Here is a 21,041-nt window from a genome sequence, read left to right on the forward strand (position 1 = left end):
TGCCATTGAGCCTCAAAAGACTTACAAAAATCATCTACATGACAAAACAAAGCATCTAAACTGAACATAGGACAGGCTGCTGATTTGATGTTATTCTCAGCTTACTACCTGTCCTTTTTCTTATCCCGAACTCAGGTTAATTAGGGTAATCAGGAGTCAGTTGTTAAAACCTATGGAAAATTCATAAATAGGTTATTTGGAATAACAGTGATTTTTAGTGCAAAAACCAGGTAATAAATGTAACAAATAAATTATGGTTAAGGTGTCACTTTTTTATTTTTATACTCATATTTTTCTAACTTATGGATTTACTTACTTAGTCAAGTAGAATTAAGTCTTCGTGGTTTACTTGTGGTTAATTGAAAAAAAGATAAGACTGTTCTTGCAGACCTTTGATTTTTAAGTATTACATGAAACTGCACTAACGAAAGCCATGTAATCAATGCGACTACTGTGCCAGTAATTAAACTGAGGTAATTAATATTGTTTTAATCATAAAATAATATTTATCTTAAAAATATTAACTTAGTGTAGTATGTCAGCATTAAGCGACTTTGATATCGAAAAAGAAGTAGGTATTAATATTTATATATATCCATTCTCAAAAGAGAATCTTAGAAGTGCGAGTTATAATCTCACCGCGAGTAAATTAGCATGGAAGTTAGAAGGGAAAGAAACTATATATTATCCTCAGAGCAACCAACTAATCATACCTAAGCTATTCAACTGTTCTTATAGAAACCAACGAATCTATTTGGGTGTCTAAAAAAATATCTGGGACTTATCATTCTAAAGTTAGTTTGGTTTCGAAAGGCTTATCTCACATTGGGACAACATTAGATCCAGAGTATATTGGGCCTTCTTTAATTGCTGTTCATAACCACAGTAATGAGAATATAACTCTGACTCCTGAAGTTGACACCTTCGCAACTTTAGTCTTCCAATATGTGAAAAATAAGGCATCTCATAAACATGGCAATAATCCAGGGCGTCCAGATGTATTGAATAGCTTCAAGCTAAGTGAACTGGAAAAAAAATGGCTGGAGGAAGATTTTAGACAAATTCCTGAAAAATTAAAAGCAAAAATGGAAGCAGATAGTAAAGATTTTCAAGAAATATTGAAAAAGCGTAAAGCCCCAAAAGTCAGGATTAGACCGGGTGTAGTATATATTTTTTTATTAATTATATTTATAATAAGCCTGTTTTCATATGTAATTTTGGATTCAAAAAAGACATCTTTTTCTAATCAGCATTGGTATGACCAATTAAGAAATGTACTTTTAGTAGTTACAACTATCGTACCTAGTATTTTTTTGAATCAGTGGCTTTCTGATAGTTCAAAGAGCCAATAATAACTGAACTTATAGGAGTTCGGTTTGATTTCTGAAAGAGTTTTTGGGTTTTAGGCTTCCAATATAAGCTTTTGAGTCTCAGTATCTTTTCAAAATTCAAATACGATTCCTAATATATGCTGATGATTAAATCGATGTGTAGTCAAAGAAAGGTAGATTTTTAATGAATACAGTCAAAATTAAAGTTTTAAAATTAGTTGAATCCGCTAAATTACCTAGATATGAGCATGAAGATGATTCAGGTTTAGATTTATTTGCACTTGAAGAGCAGGAGGTTTTATCTGGGGAAGCAAAGCTTATAAAAACCGGTATTTCAATAGAACTACCCGAAGGAACGGAAGCACAAATTCGTCCTAGAAGTGGGTTGGCTCTTAAACATTCGATTACGGTACTCAATACTCCAGGGACTGTAGATGCAGGCTACAGAGGAGAAATTAAAGTTATCCTTATCAATCATGGCAAACAGCCCTTTAAGGTACTTAAAAGTATGAAAATTGCTCAGATGGTTATTGCGCCAGTAATTTCAGCAGAAATTGAAGAAGTTAATAGCTTATCAAAAACTATTAGAGGAGAAGGTGGATTTGGCTCTACAGGGTTATAGGAGAAAATCTGAATATTGGATTGGAAAACTAAACTCGCAATGCTCAGTTTATTGAATCTGTACCAGAAGATTTGCTTGAGGAAGTGCAAGCAAAAATAGAACCATTACTTTTTTAAACATATCTTCCCGTGATGCTAGAGATATGTATTAGATGCGACTTCACCACAGAAATACTTTGCGAGTAAGTATCCATAAGAATGATAAACGCCCATAAAATATTCTTTTCATCTCCACAATATATTAACTAAATGCTTATACAAGTATTTATATTTTGTGACTTGATACTTATCTCACTGGACGTTGAATTGACATCAGCTATATAATTCCTTGCCATCGGCTACGTGTTTTTGACTAATAAATATAAGTAAAAGTAGCAAAATAATTATGGCAAGGCTTTGGAAAATTGCTGTTAGCTTATTGAGTATATTATCTATTTCACAATTCAAAGTTACTCCCGTACGAGCAGCAGAAAAGGTAGTGCTACGTTTTGGACCTTTTACAGAATCTATCTCTTTGACTGAACTACAAAGTATTGCGAATCAGGGAGAAGTACCTAAAAATTTTAAAATTTATACCAAAAAGTTGTCATCAGAAGAAGGTCGTTTATTTGTTGAAGCTTTAAAAACCAAAATACCAATAAATGTAGTTGCTGCTAGTAAATTACTGAATACACGCATTGGTACAACAATCCTCAAAGATCTCAATGCAGTTATTCGTCGTAAAGATAAAGCAGGAGTCCAAGCAATTAGAGCTGGTGTAGTTTTAGGAGCTACAGCACCAGAAGGATTTTCCATACTGAACTTTATTGCAGCTTATCCGAGCAAGCGTTTAGAAATTGATTTACTACAAGCTTTTAAGTTTACTCAAAAGCTGAATTTAGCATTTTGGCGCACTCAGGAATTTATGATTGCAATTTCTCCTCAACTCAAAGCTAAAAACCCACGACTTTCTTTTCCCTTTGACCCTTCTCAAAAAGGTAGTACTAAAGTTCAACTTTTAGAGTTAGAATTTACAGACCAAAAGCGAAATCGTAATATCCCAGTTAATATCTATCGAGGGACAAAAGTAGATACTGAAAAACCTTTAATAGTATTTAGTCATGGTTTAGGTTCAGTTCGAACAGAACTAAAATATTTAGCAAAACATTTAGCATCTCATGGTTATGTAGTCGCAGCATTAGAACATCCCGGTAGCAACGAAGCGAACACCTACTCAGCAATTCAAGGTCAAAATCGTATTGTTCAACCCGAGGAATTTTTGGAACGTCCCCGTGATATTAGTTTTGTACTTGATGAGTTAACAAAGCTCAATCAACAATCGCTAAATAAACAAGAAACAAGTAAACCATTCAAGCAAGCTTTAAATCAAAACTCATTCCGAAGTCAATTTCCAACAAACAAAGTAATGGTACTGGGATATTCCTTTGGTGGTGGAACAGCATTAGCGATCGCCGGGGGAGAGTTGCAATTAGAAAAGCTCAAGGAACGCTGTCAAGATAACTTGACTACATTAAGTTTGGGTGAAGGAATTCAGTGTGTAGCTCAAGAACTACCCAAAAATCGCTATCAACTACGCGACGAACGGGTCAAAAGTGTAATTGCTCTCAATCCCATAAGTTCTCTGATGTTTGGTGATACTGGTTTATCAAAAATCAAAGTCCCAACTTTAGTACTAGCTGCTTCTGCAGATAAAACAACTCCTGCTTTAACGGAGCAAATTGCTAGTTTTACTAAAATCCCCACTCCCAAATGGTTGGTTGGAATTTTGGGAGGTACCCATTTGAGTCTGAAAGATCCCAGCACTACAATGGACCAAAATGGAAAACCAAGTACAGCCTTATCTGGTGGAGAAGTAGTCGGGGAACAAGCTAAGGATATTCGCAAATATTTTCAAGCGATCGCTTTAGCTTTTGCTTCGCAACTTACCCCGGAAGCTGAACGTTACAAGATTTTTCTGACTTCCGACTACGCCCATTTTGCTTCAACTAAAGCTTTTCCTTTTCGGTTAATTACAAAAATTCCATCTGATGCCAAAGGAATCATCAAGAATTTTATTGATAAAGAATGACAGCTTAATCCAAAAATTCTAAGAACTGCTATGTAGTTACTATTATTGAATTCATCAATTGTTATACCAAAAAAACTTAAGAGTCAATATATATTGACTAATCGTAATATTTGACTTATTATTATTTACATAAGTTAACAAGAGCATGACTAAATAACAAACGCCCTAAGATTCTTCTCAGGAAACTGTGAGCTATGTATGTCAGTGACGGTTAACAGCAAAAATTTGATTTCGACATCGGTATCTCCCATCGACATTTGGATTCCTCAATGTCCCCCGGCTATTTAGTCGGGGATTTTCATTTGTGGAGTTTCATATTTAGGGTTGAGTGTAAATGTGACTAAAAATAACAATAAGCCCAAAATCAATCAAAGAAGCATATTCTTATTGGTCTTTATTTTCTATATTTATTCAATGCTAAATAAACAATTAAAAGGCGTAAATCTTAATTTATCCACTGATTTTGGGCTAATCTAGAAATTAGGTTGAGTATGTAAACGGAAATAAAACAACTTATTTTGTTATTAAGTGCAAATATTTATATTCCTTGTCGGTAATTCTGCAATCAAGGAAACAAACCCTGCTTAGATACAGTCATACAAATCATCAATGACAAATAAAAAATGTTGTCATCTCCAACTCAGTTAATTAGAATTTCCCAGGGACAACTAAATATCTTAGAACGTTGTCCTCGACAGTTTCAACATACTTATTTAGAACAATTTTTTTCGCCAGCAGATCCAGACACTGAAGCAAGACAAACTTTGGGAAGTCGTTTTCACTTACTGATGCAACAGCGAGAAATCGGTTTACCGATAGACAAATTTGTGAAAGCAGATAGCCAACTAGAAGCTTGGATGAACGCTTTTGCAAAGGATGCACCGGAAATTTTAACCAACACTAATAGTCGATTTTTCCGAGACAGCGAACATTATCGTACCTTGCAAGCTCAAAATTATGTACTTACAGCGATTTACGATTTATTAATTGCAGACGAGCAGCAAGCACAAATTATTGACTGGAAAACCTATCGTAAACCACCTAATAAGCGTAGTTTGGAATCAAACTGGCAAACAAGACTTTACTTGTATATCCTGGCAGAAACCAGCGATTATCTCCCAGAAAATATATCTATGACTTACTGGTTTTTCCAAGGAGAAGGTAAGCTGCGAAGTATCAGGATTGATTACAACACAGTTCGACACCAACAAACTACAAAAAAATTAACTCGATTACTATCGCGCTTGAGCAAATGGCTGGAAAAATATCAGCAAGGTGAAGCATTTCCCCAGGTTTCAGAAGGACAACGTAAAATTTGCGAAAAATGTCAGTACGCTCATCGTTGCGAGCGCGATTCAGTTATTGAAACAGAGGAATTAAAAGCAGTAGATACGACTTTAGCCAATCTCGCCACAATTCAAGAAGTATCTTTGTGAAAGATATTTATTCTTCACTGATTACAAAGTAGATTTTGAGTAAATTTTTCCTAAGTATTGGACATCAATAATCGTAACTTTATATTAGCTGAAGTATTTATTCATTTATAGTTACTAAAAATATAGTCAAATATATTAACTAACTTTTAGCTTTGTAAGATTTAACACCTGATTAGTTCAATATCAAATCACCAAGAAGATAATTTTGATTTTCAGAACATTAATAATAAACCAAGAAAAATCTTACACAACAAAGTTATTTCATCTTTTATTTTTTGAATTGAGTAACCTGATAATGACCGTACTCAAAAAATAAATTGCAAAGCAAAAATGAAATCAAATTAATCCTATATGTCTAATGATATGATTTGAATAGTTGGAAAATCAACTAAGGTGTGAGGGTAATATTAAAATTGAAAAGTGTCTAATTACTCATTCAAGTATCTACTTAGCAATAATAGTAAGATCTGAACCTTATCAAATCAATCGTCTTAGCATGGAATCCCCCAAAATTCTCATTTTTGAGGACGAAAAACTCCTATATATTGGCATTAGGGAAAGTTTACAAAAGCTAGGATATATAGTCCATGGGATTAATGAATCGGGAGAAGAAGCAATTAGAAAAGTAGCAGAGATTAATCCTAACTTAGTATTAATTGACATCTGCTGGCAGGGAAATATCGACGCACTAAAAACAGCAGGAATTATTCAAAAAAATTATCAAACACCAGTTTTATATTTAACAGATTATTCCGAGTATATATTATCAAATGAGAGGAAATTGAAAGAACCTTTTACTTGTATCACCAAGCCTTTTGCAGACAAAGACCTGCATATTGCCGTGGAAATGGCACTTTACAAGCATAATTTTGAACAGAAATTAGAACAAGAGAAGCAATGGTTGACGGCAATTATTAATAGTATAAATTCTGCGATCGTAGTTACAGATATTAATGGCTGCATTCAAATTATGAATCCATTAGCACAAAAGCTAAGTGGTTATAAAATCGAAGAAGTAGCAGGTGAATATATAGGAAAAGTTTTAAATCTAGTCAACGAAGATAACGAAGAAATTATCACAAATTTGGTTGCACAAGTAATATCTGAAGGTGAAGCCATCAACTTACCGAAAAACTGTACTTTGACTGCTAAAGATGGAAAAAAAATATTTGTAGCTGATAGTATTTCACCAATTTATCTTCAGCATATGTCATCAGAGAGTGACTATAAGGGAAATATTACGGGAACAGTTTTAGCTTTTCAAGACATTACTGAGCGCAAAAATATTGAAGCGCAACTTACCCGGAATGCTTTTTATGATTCACTTACAGGATTACCAAATCGAGTATTATTTTCCGACAGGCTCAGTCAAGCATTTGAACGTAGCAAGCGTCACAACGACTACTTCTTTGCGATTTTATTTTTAGATTTAGATGGTTTTAAAGGTATTAACGATGATTTTGGACATGCAATGGGAGATACTTTTCTAATTGCGATTGCTCGTCGTTTAGAATCATGCTTGCGTAGCGGAGATACAGTAGCGCGATTGGGAGGTGACGAGTTTGTAGTACTATTGGAAGAGATAAAAGATATTAGCGATGCAACTAATATTACTCAGCGTATCCAAAAAACCTTAAAAACACCACTTTATTTGAACGGAAGTACAGTAATTGCAACAGCCAGTATTGGGATTGCAATTAGTAGTAATCACTATCAGCAACCAGAAAATTTGTTGCGAGATGCTGATATTGCGATGTATCAGGCAAAAAGACAAGGAAAAGCTAGGTACGCTATATACAATAGCAAGATGAATTTATTCTAACGAAACACATATAATTAAAGATTAAGAAAATTAAGCGTTAAGTAAACTGTTAATTATTGTTAGTTTTAATAAAAATCTAGTACTTTCTCTGGACAGCTTAATCTGCCGAGTATTTAAAATAAAGATGCTAGTGTTCCCTCGTGCGCCTAAAGTGGATAATACTCCCATGATCAAACCCAGAGTTAGACGCAAACTACCACAATGTAATCGTTGTCGGTTCTATACGGGCAATCCTTTTTCTTTTTGTCTCGTTCTTGCGAAAGGTCCAGAGGATAGATTTTGTCCCTACTTTGCACCAGAACCCCTTGATTTTGAGAAAAATTTTAATACTAATTAAATTTTTAAGAATATTCCCAAATCTTTCAAGGTATTAGAGCCATATTTGATTTTGTGGCAGATTGTCTACAGTAGCCAAATGGTATGGGGAAATCTCTTAGATCTTCCAATTAATACACACCAGCGTAACTTGAGGTTACGCTAATGTGCTTAATTACTCTATACCGCCGATGCTACAGCAGCTTCTTCATAAGGAACAAATATTTTCTTTTGTGCGCCACAAATGGGACAATGCCAATCTTCCGGAATATCTTCAAAGGGTGTTCCTGGTGCAATTCCTGAATCTGGATCGCCCTCAACAGGGTTGTATATCATCGAACACTGACGACAAATCCATTTTTGAGTTGCTGGATCTTCACCAGCTTTTTTCTCTACAGGTGACTCACCATTAAGTGTATTAAGTGCTTCCGTGTATTGACGGGCATGATGATTTTCAATGTGTGTTAATAAACCAAAATTATGTGCTGCTTTACGGAATGTTTGAGCGTGCTCTTTCGATTCAGCTTCTTGTGCTTTAAATTCTTCAACAGCTCCAGCATCGCGATCGCTACGAGCCTGTTCGGCAAAACCTGGGTACATAGTTGTATACTCGTAGGTCTCACCTTCAATCGCTAACTCTAGGCAACGAGCTGCAACTTTCTTCTTGTCTTCTTCACTCAAGGAATCCAGATTTTCCACTACTAATTCTGGGTGCATCAAACGAAAGTGAGCAAAAGCGTGTTCCGTTTCTTGATTTGCCGTTTCCTTGAATAGTTTGGAAAGTTCCTTCATCCCTAACTTACGGGTGACTTCGGCAAAAAATAAATACTTCCGATTTGCCATCGACTCACCACCAAAGGCTTCTTCTAAGTTTTTGGCTGTATTGGAATTTGATAAATCCATACTTCTCTCTCTTTAATTTGTCACTATACGTAGTCGTTATGATTATGCTTTAAGCATATCATACATCAACAATTTAATAACCCAACTTGCTGGTTATCAGCAAAACTTTTTTAGATTCTCTTTGCTCTTCCTAAATTCCCCTGAAAGGGGCGTCGCAAGAACTCAACTCCTTTAAATTCCCCTCGCTCTCACTCACTGTCAAGCCTCGCTGTGGCGGGATTCCCTTACGGATAAAACATCCCATAGATTTGTAAACTTCTCATCACATTAATTTCTGAAGGGGGGATAACTAGCTAGCTGCCCTACCTACGTAGTCACTACCTACCGTTCAGATCCGCTGGCGAATAGCCTGCTAAACCACTATCAAATTCCTTGCTAAGGAAAATATGGTCGATTAATAGCAACTTCCGTCAATATGCTAATTCAGATTGTGGAGTCATTGGGACAAGAATCAATCTAAAGGTATATGTCAATATAAGTTTCAATTTTACTGAATCAATATTTCTATCTTTGTAGCTATTTAAAATACGACTTACACAATTCTGCATTCTTTGCTGTTGGGGAAACACGCAAAAGTAAGAGCGGTTTTTCAAGTCTGATGACGCATTTTTCATAGAAGGACTATGTTTCGATCTGGGAAAAAGATCTGAGGTGACAGGGACCAAAAAAACACAAACCTAAGAAGTGGATATGTCGTCAGTTCGATCTGTATTGGATTCAGTTTGAAAATGTGTAGGTTTTGTCAAAAAAAACTTGTAGCAACTACAACATAAACATGACAGGGCTAGAATCATGATAGATATATATCACAATAATTATTATCGAGAAGTTCTACAAAAACGCTACGAGATTTTACAGATATTGGGTAGGAAACCTCAAAGAAAGACACTGCTAGCCTACGATATAAAAATTAAAAAGCTAGTAGTTATTAAGTTATTAACGCTGAATGATGAGTTTATCGACGAGGATTTAAGGTTATTTGAAAGCGAAGTTCAAATTCTAAAAGAACTCAAACATTCAGGAATCCCTCATTATATCGATAGCTTTGAATTTTCTTATAATTGTGGAAACACCTGCGCCCTAGTTCAAAGCTACATACCAGGTAGATCGCTGGCAGAATATTTACAATGGAAGCGAAAATTTACAGAAAAAGAAATTAAAATAATTGCCCAATCATTGCTAGAAATATTAATTTATTTACATAAACGACTACCGCCTATAATTCATCGAGATATAAAACCCAGTAATATTATTTTGGCAGACCGTCCGTACCTAATTGATTTTGGTTGCGCCCAGATCCTGCAAACCAGATACGATGATATGGTGCCCATAGTAGGAACTTGTGGCTATATGTCTCCAGAACAATTAAATGGTGCAGCAACTACAGCTTCTGACCTTTATAGTTTAGGGGCAACATTAATTACATTGTCCACAGGTATTCAACCAACTAAATTACCTCGACAAAAAATGCGAATAGAATTTGAGCACGTCATTAAATTTAGTTCTAGTTTAATCAATTGGTTGCGATGGATGACTGAAACTAATGTAAAAAGGCGATCTCCATCTGCAGAGCTTGCCTTGGAAGCTTTAAAAAAAGGTAAAATCCCTAACAATAAATTATTTATGGTCAATCGTTACAACAAAATGACTAATGTAAATTCGTTTTACGATACGATGTGGGACAACATTTTTTACTAATCATTTAGCGGTTGTTAACACCACGATTAAAACTGTGCCCTTATAGGCTAAAGTTGTGAGTTAAAATTTACAAATTACCAATTACCAATAAACAATTACCAATTACCAATTATGTTTTTTGATTATCAGATTTAAATCTACCTTCTATAAACCCACGCTTATTTAGATGCTTTGTTTTACGTCCGCTAACCCGCTTACGCCACATCCGAAAACTGGATGCCTTCATCTCACGACGCATAATACTAATTACATCTTCTTCTTTTAAACCATACTGGGTTTCAATAGCTTCAAATGGGGTTCTATCTTCCCATGCCATTTCAATTATACGATCGATAGTTTTGGGGCTTAATCCGGGAATTTTTTCCACAATCAAAAAATAATATAAAATTGCGAACTAAAGAATAATCAAGAAGTACTAAAATTGACTCTTCTATTGCTAGGAAAACTTATGGTTGCCAGCAAACATCGGTATAGTTAACTGTCAACCAATAAAAGTCACATATTAATAATTATGCACTAATGATAAAGCACTAGTTATCAAGCACTAGTTATCAAGCACTAGTTATCAAGCACTAGTTATCAAGCACTAGTTATCAAGCACTAATTATCAAGTACTAATTATCAAGTACTAATTATCAAGTACTAATTATTCCCGACCACTGAACTTTTTTCTGTTTGGCTCGGCGATAGGAAAAGAAATGTTCTGGGGTTTGATAGGTACAATACGGCGCGATGGCAATTTGTTCTGGGTTTATTCCCAGTTGCTCCATTTGTACTACATTCACTCGGCGCACATCTAATCGAATTTTACCTGGTTCTGGATCGGGAAGTAAGGGAGAATTTGGTATTTCTTGCACAGCATGAACGATCGCTTGTTCTTGTTCCTGGGATAATATTTTTTGCGTTCCTGAAGCTTGGAATTCTGAAGCTTGGAATTCTAAAGATTGGGGTTCCGAGGATTGGGATGTTATGCTGGCTCCTACTTGCGCCGCAACATTGAGGGAAACTTGATAAACCTCACCTGCGATCGCTGGTCCCATTGCAATCCGTAGGTCGGAAATCTTACTACCTTTTTCTTGTAGACGGGCGATCGCTTGGGGAACAATTTTTTGCGCAGTACCGCGCCATCCAGCATGAGCAGCAGCAACTTGACCTGTCTTTCGATCTGCTATCAGTACAGGGGTACAATCAGCTGATGCTACCCAAAGCGCCTGCTGGGAATTGTCACTAATCAGTCCATCTCCCATTACGAAGGCTCTATTTCCTTCTGCATCAATTTCTTTGCCAGTTTTTAAGCGATGTTCGATTTCTGTTGGCGACAAAACGGTGTTGCCATGCACCTGTTTTAAACGATAGACTGATGTACCTGGCTTCAGTGCCTTTGTCATTTCCGATAGCGGGCGAGACCAAAAATGTTGAGTCAAAAAGCCATGCGCTATCGGCTCAAGCAAACTACAAGTCAAGTAAGGCAGCCCTTCCCAATCGCGCCAGTGCCAAGTGTGCATTTTAACCAAACCTAAAGAAAAATAAAAATAGCCAATTTATGCTAACTCGAACAAGTTATTTTGGGTAAATTGCTGTGGAATTTAATCGGCAAAAGCTAGAATTAGCCCTAGAAGAAAGGCAAAATTATACTAATATATTTTCTTCTATACATATTTTTGATACCGTATCTTCTACTAATACCACCGCCTGGGAATTACTCAAAGCAGGTATAAAACCAGGATTTGCAGTTATCGCTACAACTCAAACCAGTGGGCGTGGACAATGGGGACGTGAATGGGATTCCCCTAAGGGTGGATTGTATCTTTCAGTGGCTTTAAATTCCCATTTAGAAGTTAACCATGGCTATCAATTGACCCTTGCTAGTGCTTGGGGGATTGCCCAAGAATTACGAGATAATGGCATTTCTGTGGGGATTAAGTGGCCTAATGATTTAGTTTTAGATGGATACAAGCTGGGTGGTATCCTAACTGAAACTAAAGTAAAACAAGCATTAATAACTCAAGCAGTTATTGGTGTTGGGATTAACTGGGAAAATTCAACTCCTAAAACTGGAATTAATCTCCAGAGTTGGCAAAAAAATCAAAACAATTTAAATTTTATCAGCTTGGAAAAATTAACTGCGAAAATTATCCAAGGGATAGAATCCGGCATACATTGTCTTGAACGGGAAGGAGTAGATATATTATTGTCTCGCTATGTTCGACTACTAGTGAATATAGGTCAGAAAGTATATGTAAATAATAATCGTGGAACGATTGTTGGTGTAAACCCATCTGGAAGTCTTCATGTTCGCATGGAATCTTCTAATTCTGAATCAGTAACAACACCCTATATTGACCTGAAGCCCGGTACAATCAGTTTGGGCTACCGTAAAACCTCTTAATTATTCTTATTAATTGAATCCTCTAATTCAAAATTTTTAATTCAAGATTTTTAATTTAAGATTTTTAATTTAAGATTGTTAATCCGAAAATTTAAAATTTTGATTAGAGAATAAACCCGGAACATCTGATTAAGTAAACCTTCAGACAATTACAGTGAAAAATATGACGCAGCGCCATAACTCTGCCGATAAAAAATTACATAAACCATCCCAGGAAAGCCAAAATGTCAACCAAGACGTTAATATGAAGCGTTTGGTAACAACAGTACCTGCTCGTGGTTTATGTTGGTTGGGGAGCTTTAGTCTTCTTAGTAGTGGTCTAGTATTTGCACAGACTGAGTCTTCTATTGACAACATAGTACCCACAGTTATATCTTCTCAACCCACATCTCAAAAAACACAATCTCAGCTACAAGTCGGATTATCCCAGCAGCGAGCTTCATTGAGAGAACGGCTCAGAAAAGCAAAAGCTAGTAATGCAAAACCTGTAAGTAAAATTCAACTACAGAAAAAATCGGGTGCATCAGCTTTAGGTGCGCGCCAAGGAAAACCAAAAGTAAAAGTGACGGCTAGTAACAGCGCTAATAATCCCGTCATAATTAAAACTCGAGAATCCAAAAATCAAAAATCTCAGCCTCAAGTTTCTGCTAGTCAGAAAAAACCTAAAGCGACCAACTTAAACCCTTCTGTTGCTCCTAGAACGACTAAAAAAATTACTAACTCCACAGCTAGCCATGCTGTAAGAAATTCTGTCCTCAAAACAAGAGATTACAACAACGCCTATATTGATCCGACAGATTATAACCCTCAAGTAAACTCCAAATACAAAGCACCTAGCTCCGTAGTTCTTAAAGAACGCCGAACTGGTTGTGAAGCAGTACTGTCAAGGAGTAGAAAACTTGCAAGTAATTACTGTCAGCAATTAGTCAAAATAGCTGGAAATTCTAAAAGCAAAAATCCACGCAAACCTGTTCCAAGCTGGATGAAAAAAGGTCAGACCCTAAATTTAGGGAACATTTCATCCATTCGACGTTCTGGAAAAGGTTTGAGAAAAAATAGATCGTCAGCAAGTCGCCGATTTTCTCAAAGATTAGCTAGAGTCAATTTGAATGCTAAACGGGTTAGAAACACTGCAAATAATATTCTCAACCCAAATCGTTTTATTCCCAGCCCTAACAATTTTCTACCAAGTGGTCAGAATACAATTGTAAGTTCCAGTCCCATTGCCCCTTCTGGTGGAGCTTTACCATTACCATTAACTGCATTAAAGCAAGCACCTCGGGCAACAACACTTGCTTATAATATTCCTCTGGCTTCCGTACTTCCAAGAATTGGCTATCGCCCTGCGATTGCCTACAGTGGTCATGGAATGGCATTCCCTTTAAGCATTCCAGCAAGGATTTCTTCCATGTTTGGTTGGCGACAACATCCGATTGCGGGCGTTCAACGCTTTCACTCGGGGATTGACTTAGCTGCAGCAATGGGTACACCAATTATTGCAGTAGAATCCGGTAGAGTAGAAACCGCTGACTGGCTTGGTGGTTATGGTTTAACTGCCATATTGAAGCACAACGATCGCCAAAAAACCCTTTACGGTCACATGTCCGAGATATTGGTTCAACCCGGTCAAGTGGTAGAAAAAGGAACTGTAATTGGAAGAGTTGGTAGCACTGGTAACTCTACTGGTCCTCACTTACACTTCGAGGTTCGCCAACGAACCAGTTCTGGTTGGGTTGCTGTGGATCCTGGTATGGAGTTAAATTCTTCCCTAGCACAGCTAACTCGGAGCTTACAAACAGCCCAAGTATATCAACCAGAAAAATAGTTAATAGTTCTTGTGAAATTTGCTAATGGGTGCAAACACCTAAGTTAAACCTAAACGGCAGAGCGTTTGTCGATTTTGCCCTGCCATTTAGGTCTAATCTGTTTTGGAGAATATTCTCCGTAATCTTCCAGTTAATACGTCTTACAGGAAAAACTTTGATAGTAAGCTTACTACCGCTAACACCAATTACAAACTACCAATTACTAGTCACTAATAAAGTAGTCAGTATGGCGATCTTTTTCTGTTAAAATCAATTAATTGATACGCACTACAAATATCCATGCTCTGCGAGAAATGCTGGTGTTATTTGTTTTTCTCCAGAGTCAGAAGTAGTATGATAATTCGTTTTCCCATTGGTAATAAATTTCTCCACATATTTGCCTAGAATATCCCCTTCCAAATTTACCCAGCTTCCGGGGACCAAATGGCAAAGATTTGTCTCAGCATAGGTAATAGGAATAACTGCGACTTTCAACAGTGCATCATTAGGTTGGTATTGGGCAACTGTTAGACTTATCCCATTTATAGCGATACTACCTTTTGGAACTAGATAACGTGCGATCGGATTGGGAACGCTAAAGGTCATTTCCCACGAAGTTGCCGTTTTCGAAGCTTGGACTAATTGACCAATACCATCTACATGTCCCATGACGAAATGTCCGCCAATCTTGCTACCAACACGCAAAGAAGTTTCTAAATTCACAGAAATTTGTAATGTTTCTTCTTTACCTAGGGTTGTACGTTGTAAGGTTTCTGGTGAAGCTGTAACAACGAAACCGTCCTTTAATATTGTTTCTACACTCAAACAAACTCCATTGACTGCTACACTATCGCCAAAAGCTAAATCTTGCATAATGGGAGCAGAGGCACCATCAATACAATTAACTTGCCAATAATTTCCTTCTAGAGGTCTTATGGTTCCCAATGCTTGGATCAATCCAGTAAACACGGCTAAATTGCAACACTAAGTTTATTTATCTCTTAATTTTGACTGAAATAACTGATATTTATTTTAAGATTTTGCAAACACAGTGTATAATTTCTAACTCTTGCTCCAATAAAGACGTCAACACATTTACTCCCAAATCAAGGCATACTTGGTTAAGGAGATGTTTATTAAAACAGATGGATTTAATTTACTCTGGTATTCGCAACAATTTGGGAGTTTAATAGAAGCAATTATAAAAAATCATCACCTATTAATGACCTATGTTTACAGTTTTACGAAAATTTCCAGACTATACGTATCATTTATTACTTTTCTGTTAATGCTCAAAAGATCTTAGAGGCTTAGCCAATGATTGAAATGAAAGTCGCTGGTATAGCATTGGATGCCATCACTCGTAGTCCTATTGTGCTACTGAAAGATGCATCCGAACGCCGTGCCTTACCAATTTTTATTGGTCAGGAGCAAGCAAGGGCTATTATGGGTCCATTAGAAGACCATAAACCCCCCAGACCTTTAACTCACGATTTAATGGTCGGCATTCTGAAAGCTTTTGACCTCACCTTAGAACGGATAATCATCCACTCTTTGCAAAATGATACTTTTTATGCATCTTTAATTTTGCAACAAGGAGAAACCAAAAAAGAGATTGATGCTCGTCCTAGCGATGCGATCGCAATTGCACTGCGTACCAATTCGCCGATCTGGGTGATGGAAGAAGTGATTGCTGATGCTTCCATACCTGTGGATAGAGACGCTGATGAAGCCGAACAAGAAGCTTTCCGTGAGTTTGTATCTGAACTACGTCCAGAGGATTTGATTAAGCGTTTTGGCAAAAATGAATCTTGAAGATTCTAAAAAGTTATAAGTTTGCTGAGGACAATGACGAGCGGACTAGAAAATGTTCTAGTTGCGATAAGCACGTTTGGACGCACTCCGTGTTAGTACGCGCCTTCCGGCGTTCGCATAGCGCGTCAACAAACGGCTAAGCCGCGTCAACAAACACCGCAGGTGCAGTTCAGTGCATGCGCTGAGCGATCGATGCTTTGCACTAGCCAACAAGGAGAATCTTTAGCTATAGCGCGCTCTGCTACGCGCTATAGAAAACGGTTATTGACCGTGAACGAAAAAAAAATTATGGAATAAGAAAATCATAAGTCACAAAAATTGTGAATCACAAAAATCATGACGTGAGTACTCTTATTAATAACTCCTGGCTGTTTAACTTATAACTTTAAGAGTAAATGCAATACCGACGTTTTGGGAAAACAAATTTAAATTTTTCCGTGTTTTCCTTGGGAACAATGCGCTGTTTAGCTTCACCTACAAATGTACGGCAAACCTTAAAACAAGCAGTAGAATTAGGGATAAATCACATAGAAACTGCCTCAAGTTATGGAAAAAGTGAGGAGTATCTTGGTGAAATTATTAACTCAGAGCTTCCCGTATCCCGCTCCCAAATCTATATCACAACAAAAATACCACCGACCGCAGACGCTGATAAAATGCGTTGGTGGATTGATGAATCTTTCAAACGCCTCAAGTTAGATTATATAGATTGCCTTGGGATTCATGGGTTAAATACCTGGGAACATTTTGATTGTATCAAGCAGAAAAATGGTTGCATGCAAGCTGTGGAAGAAGCCATAGCTGATGGTCGTGTAAAACATATTGGTTTTTCCAGCCATGGCTCCCTAGAAGTAATTATTGCGGCAATAAATACAGGTTTATTTGAATTTGTAAATTTGCATTATTATTACTTCTTCCAAAGGAATTATCCAGCGATCAAGCTAGCTTTACTTAAGGATATGGGGATATTTATTATTTCTCCTGCGGACAAAGGAGGACGCCTTTATACACCACCTCCAGCATTAACAAGTCTTTGCAAGCCTTTTTCACCTTTAGAATTAAATTATAGATTTTTACTTAGCGATCCTCGAATTAGTACTTTGAGCGTGGGACCAGCAAATCCTAAAGAGTTGGAAGAACCATTAAAATTTGCCGATCGCACAGAAAAGTTAACTATAGAAGAAATCACTATATTTAAGAGTTTAGAAAATCACATAAATTCAGTATTAGGTACTGATAAATGTAGTCAGTGTTATGACTGTTTACCCTGTCCGAAAAATATTAATATTCCCGAAGTGTTACGACTTCGTAATTTGGCAATAGCTTATGATATGACTGAATATGGAAAATATCGCTATCGCATGTTTGAAAATGCGGGTCATTGGTTTCCGGGAATGAAAGCAAATCGTTGCACTGAATGTGGAGATTGTTTACCCCGGTGTCCAGAAGAATTAGATATTCCGAAATTATTGCAAGATACTCATAATCGTTTAAAAGGAAAAGAAGGTAGAAGATTGTGGGGGTAAGAAGTCAAAAGTCATTAGCACCGCGTGCCCGTAAGGACATAAGTCAAAAGTCAAAAGTTAGAATTTCTCATTATGACCCTAGTCCCCAGTCGCCAATCTCCAATCCCTAATCCCTAATCCCTAATCCCTCAACTAACTTTAAAGGTTTCTACAATTTCCTGTAATTCCTGAGAAATTTCTACAGTTTCTTGTAGCGATTTACTTACCTGGCGAGAAGATGTACTAGTACGTTCTGAAACGCCGGCAATTTGTTTCATTAATTCACTGACATTTTGTGATGTTTGTGCTTGAGAAGTTGTAGCACCAGAGATTGACTGTACTAAAGAATCAATTTGTTGGGAAACTGTTAGAATCTGAGTCAAACTGTATTTGGCACCTTCAACAATTTTTGTTCCTTCTACAACCTGGGCTGTACCTAATTCCATCGCTTGCGCAAGTTCGCTAGTTTCACGTTGGATATTTTCAACTATTTTTTCAATTTCTTTAGTTGCATTTGCACTTTTAGCAGCAAGTTCGCCTACTTCCTCAGCGACAACAGCAAAACCTTGACCTTCTCCACCAGCACGGGACGCTTCAATTCCAGCATTTATTGCTAATAAATTGGTCTGCATAGAAATTTGATTAATTAGTGCTACCGCACGATTAATTTCCTGGGTAGATTCCCCTAAGCGTTTTACTTTTTTGGCAGTTTCAGCTACCGTTGTACGCAAGCGTAGGATATTTTGTACAGTTAAATCCATTGCCTTGCTACTTTCCGTTGCAGTAGTCTTAGCACTTCCAGCTACCAAAGCTGCTTCTTGAGCGCTGATAGCGATTTGTTGCATTGATTGACTCATGGTGTCAACTGCATCAAGAGTATGGCTGATTTCTGTTGCTTGGGTCAGTGCTTCTTCTGCTAGTTCACGAATAGCATTTTCATTAGAACCAATAGCTGTATTTACTTGACTTGCTGATGTTTTAACTTTAGTCACAATTGAGCGTAGACTTTCAACAATGGAGTTAAAGAAGTCAGCGACGGTTCCAATTTCTCCATCACTAACATCTGCTCGCACGGTTAAATCACCACTTGCTGCACCTTCAATGTTGTCAAGAAGTTCTAATAATTGCATTTGCAAGGCTTCTTTCTCCTTGCGTTCTTCTTCAGAAGTTATCTCAGCATTTTTCATTCCTTGTTCGATCTGTTGGAGTAATTGCGCTTGTTCCAACGCATAACCAACTTGAATCGCTACTTGGGAAAATAAATTAATTTCAATCTCTTCCCATTGACGATAGGTAGAGCATTGGTGAGCTGCTAACCATCCATAAAGTTGTTTATTAACAAATACCGGTGCAAGTAAATGGGATTTGACATCCAGTTTTTGTAGTTGCTGGAGATACTCTGGAGAAAAGTCGCTAGCTTCAATATTTTCGACTACTTGTACGCTACCAACTTTAGCTTCTGCTGTAATTTGAATTTGAGTAAATTGACTTTCCGAAGCTGCTTCCCATTCGTAACTTACAGACTCCGCAATTAATTGAGGAATATTATAATTATCGCAATGATAGAAAATCACTCTATCCAGTTGTAATGCTTCTCTAGTGTTAGACACAGTTGCTTTTAAAATTTGGTCAACATTCAAAGTTTCGCGAATATTCGCAGCGACATTATTTAGTTGAAGTGCTAATTTTGTCTCTTTTTCCTGACGAATCACTTGTCGGGTAATTTTGTCAGCCATTCTATTAAAGTTAACAGCTAATTCTCCTACCTCATCAGTTGCAAATACCTCAGCACGAGAAGTGCGATCGCCATTTGCATAGTTCTTTGCAGTTTGCTGTAGATTTTTAATTGGTGTAACAATTGACCGTCGTAAAATAAGTGCCCAAATAGCAATTAGAGTTAAAGCAAAAAGAACTGTTAATAATTGTATTATCACCGTCCGACCAATTGCTTGGTTCAGAGCATTTTCTGGGGTTCCCCTCACTAAAATCCCCACTGGTGACTCTACTCCAAAACTTTTCTGGGGTCCATTAACTCCTTGGATGATTCGATTGGGAATGGCTGTTGCTGCTATCGTGTAGGTCTGGTTACCTAACTTAATGCGGTCTGTAAAAGTTTCACCTTCAGGATTTTGTGCTGCTTTTATTAATAAAGATTCACCTTTTGAGGATAATTTTAAATTAGTTGCGGCTCGATTGATATTTTCTGATTCACCTTGATTTAAAGAGGAAGCTAAAACAAATTCTCCGGTGGGTAAAATCTGGTAAATTGCACTATAACCCCCCCCCGTTGCTTCTAAAGTCTTCTTAACAATATCGTCTTTGCCATTAACAACATCTCCAGAAATTAGAACGCCAATTATTGCCCTTGTCGCCCTATCTTTTACTGGTGTTGCAGTATATCTAATTAAGGCTTTACCTTGATTAAAAGATTCTTTTAATGCCTTGAGAGAAGGTGGCGCTTCTTTTGTTAACTCAGATAGGCTTACAAGACCAGTAGCTTTAATTTGTTGTCCTGTTTTGATAGCGTCACTAACTAAATTATCTGGGTTAAATTTTTCTCCACTACGTTCGCTATTTGCGTTAAGAACTATTCTTAAATCTCTACCAACTAAAGTTGCATATTCTATTTCTCTGGCTTTAATCTCATTACGAAGAATTTGCTTGACTTGCGTTCTTAAACCGCCAGTGATACCCCTTCCTGATTCATGTATTGATGCTGCATTAATAATTGCTGCATTATCTGACTGTCCCCTAAATCCAAAGCCCATTTGGTTAATTTTAATATTGTAATTAGTATCGGTGACAGTAATTTCTGACTTTGCTTGCTCGGAAAGTTGATTCCTTAAACTACTACTAATGATTGAAGTTCCAACAACACCAATACCAATAACTGAAACTAATTCTGAAGCAACTAATGCAACCAGTTGTTTGCGACCAATCGAGAGGTTATAAAATCGCTGTAAAATTGACATTTTTTGACCACTAAAATTAGATGTATGATGTTGCACAATGATTTTTGACTAATTAAAGCTCAAGTATTTTCAAGCCGTTTATTGTTATTATTATTAGGACGAAAAAATATTTTTCTAGTGTTTTTTGATATTATCAATATATGCGGTATATCGAAAGCGACAGGATTACATTATTCCCATTTACCAAAATAGTTGATAATAGTTAATCACTTCTTAATTAACTAATAAAAATATATTTTTCCAATGTGGAAATAAATATATATTTGTTATCATTTTTTCTTATTAGGATGACATTTCAGTAATTTCAATAAGTAAATAATTTTGTTATTTGAAAACAAAAATTATTATATTTTTTATACAT

The 21,041-nt window shown here is 36.7% G+C and carries 15 protein-coding genes; 10 read left to right on the plus strand and 5 right to left on the minus strand.

The window, feature by feature from the left end:
* Positions 1 to 758: 758 nt before the first annotated feature.
* The 5 genes from QNJ50_RS08125 (at position 759) to QNJ50_RS08145 (ending at position 7,278) form a co-directional block, all read left to right on the plus strand.
* The gene (locus QNJ50_RS08125) at positions 759 to 1,352 is read left to right on the plus strand and encodes a hypothetical protein (protein ID WP_300633911.1); all 594 of its coding nucleotides are present in this window, start codon (positions 759 to 761) and stop codon (positions 1,350 to 1,352) included.
* Positions 1,353 to 1,515: 163 nt separating this feature from the next.
* Positions 1,516 to 1,953 carry a dUTP diphosphatase gene (dut, locus tag QNJ50_RS08130; protein WP_300633913.1) on the plus strand — a complete coding sequence of 146 codons (438 nt, stop codon included), beginning with the start codon at positions 1,516 to 1,518 and terminating at the stop codon, positions 1,951 to 1,953.
* A 384-nt stretch (positions 1,954 to 2,337) separates the two neighbouring features.
* Positions 2,338 to 4,020, plus strand: coding sequence for an alpha/beta hydrolase (locus QNJ50_RS08135; protein WP_300633915.1), 1,683 nt, complete (start codon positions 2,338 to 2,340; stop codon positions 4,018 to 4,020).
* 623 nt (positions 4,021 to 4,643) lie between these two features.
* Positions 4,644 to 5,456, plus strand: a complete 813-nt coding sequence (locus QNJ50_RS08140; RefSeq protein WP_300633916.1) for a PD-(D/E)XK nuclease family protein — start codon at positions 4,644 to 4,646, stop codon at positions 5,454 to 5,456.
* Positions 5,457 to 5,952: 496 nt separating this feature from the next.
* Entirely contained in the window at positions 5,953 to 7,278 is a 1,326-nt protein-coding gene (locus QNJ50_RS08145; RefSeq protein ID WP_300633918.1) for a diguanylate cyclase, read from the plus strand.
* Positions 7,279 to 7,773: 495 nt separating this feature from the next.
* On the opposite strand, the gene QNJ50_RS08150 is transcribed toward QNJ50_RS08145, so the two are convergent.
* On the minus strand, positions 7,774 to 8,496 hold the full coding sequence (locus QNJ50_RS08150) for a rubrerythrin family protein (RefSeq protein ID WP_300633921.1): 723 nt from the start codon (positions 8,494 to 8,496) through the stop codon (positions 7,774 to 7,776).
* 792 nt (positions 8,497 to 9,288) lie between these two features.
* Here QNJ50_RS08150 and QNJ50_RS08155 point away from each other — a divergent pair.
* Positions 9,289 to 10,194, plus strand: a complete 906-nt coding sequence (locus QNJ50_RS08155) for a serine/threonine-protein kinase (protein WP_300633922.1) — start codon at positions 9,289 to 9,291, stop codon at positions 10,192 to 10,194.
* 109 nt (positions 10,195 to 10,303) lie between these two features.
* Here the strand turns inward: QNJ50_RS08155 and QNJ50_RS08160 are convergent, their stop codons facing one another.
* The gene (locus QNJ50_RS08160; RefSeq protein WP_300633924.1) at positions 10,304 to 10,561 is read right to left on the minus strand and encodes a TIGR03643 family protein; all 258 of its coding nucleotides are present in this window, start codon (positions 10,559 to 10,561) and stop codon (positions 10,304 to 10,306) included.
* Between the two features lie 268 nt (positions 10,562 to 10,829).
* Positions 10,830 to 11,699 carry a peptidoglycan editing factor PgeF gene (gene pgeF / locus QNJ50_RS08165; protein ID WP_300633926.1) on the minus strand — a complete coding sequence of 290 codons (870 nt, stop codon included), beginning with the start codon at positions 11,697 to 11,699 and terminating at the stop codon, positions 10,830 to 10,832.
* 68 nt (positions 11,700 to 11,767) lie between these two features.
* Between pgeF and QNJ50_RS08170 the strand changes: the two genes are divergently transcribed.
* Positions 11,768 to 12,583 (plus strand): biotin--[acetyl-CoA-carboxylase] ligase, encoded by an 816-nt coding sequence (locus QNJ50_RS08170; RefSeq protein WP_300634024.1) that lies wholly within the window; start codon positions 11,768 to 11,770, stop codon positions 12,581 to 12,583.
* A 163-nt stretch (positions 12,584 to 12,746) separates the two neighbouring features.
* Positions 12,747 to 14,408: a M23 family metallopeptidase gene (locus QNJ50_RS08175; protein ID WP_300633928.1), complete on the plus strand. Its 1,662-nt coding sequence runs from the start codon at positions 12,747 to 12,749 to the stop codon at positions 14,406 to 14,408.
* A 268-nt stretch (positions 14,409 to 14,676) separates the two neighbouring features.
* Here the strand turns inward: QNJ50_RS08175 and QNJ50_RS08180 are convergent, their stop codons facing one another.
* Positions 14,677 to 15,357, minus strand: a complete 681-nt coding sequence (locus tag QNJ50_RS08180) for a riboflavin synthase (RefSeq protein ID WP_300633929.1) — start codon at positions 15,355 to 15,357, stop codon at positions 14,677 to 14,679.
* A gap of 348 nt (positions 15,358 to 15,705) precedes the next feature.
* Here QNJ50_RS08180 and QNJ50_RS08185 point away from each other — a divergent pair, with 348 nt between their 5' ends.
* Together QNJ50_RS08185 and QNJ50_RS08190 are read left to right on the plus strand one after the other, a co-directional pair.
* The gene (locus QNJ50_RS08185) at positions 15,706 to 16,203 is read left to right on the plus strand and encodes a bifunctional nuclease family protein (RefSeq protein WP_027841509.1); all 498 of its coding nucleotides are present in this window, start codon (positions 15,706 to 15,708) and stop codon (positions 16,201 to 16,203) included.
* Positions 16,204 to 16,598: 395 nt separating this feature from the next.
* On the plus strand, positions 16,599 to 17,729 hold the full coding sequence (locus tag QNJ50_RS08190; protein ID WP_300633930.1) for an aldo/keto reductase: 1,131 nt from the start codon (positions 16,599 to 16,601) through the stop codon (positions 17,727 to 17,729).
* 128 nt (positions 17,730 to 17,857) lie between these two features.
* Here QNJ50_RS08190 and QNJ50_RS08195 read toward each other — a convergent pair whose 3' ends face one another.
* Entirely contained in the window at positions 17,858 to 20,680 is a 2,823-nt protein-coding gene (locus QNJ50_RS08195) for a methyl-accepting chemotaxis protein (RefSeq protein ID WP_300633932.1), read from the minus strand.
* Positions 20,681 to 21,041 lie beyond the last annotated feature (361 nt).

The organism is Mastigocoleus sp. MO_188.B34, from assembly GCF_030065675.1.
Classification (GTDB): Bacteria; Cyanobacteriota; Cyanobacteriia; order Cyanobacteriales; family Nostocaceae; genus Mastigocoleus.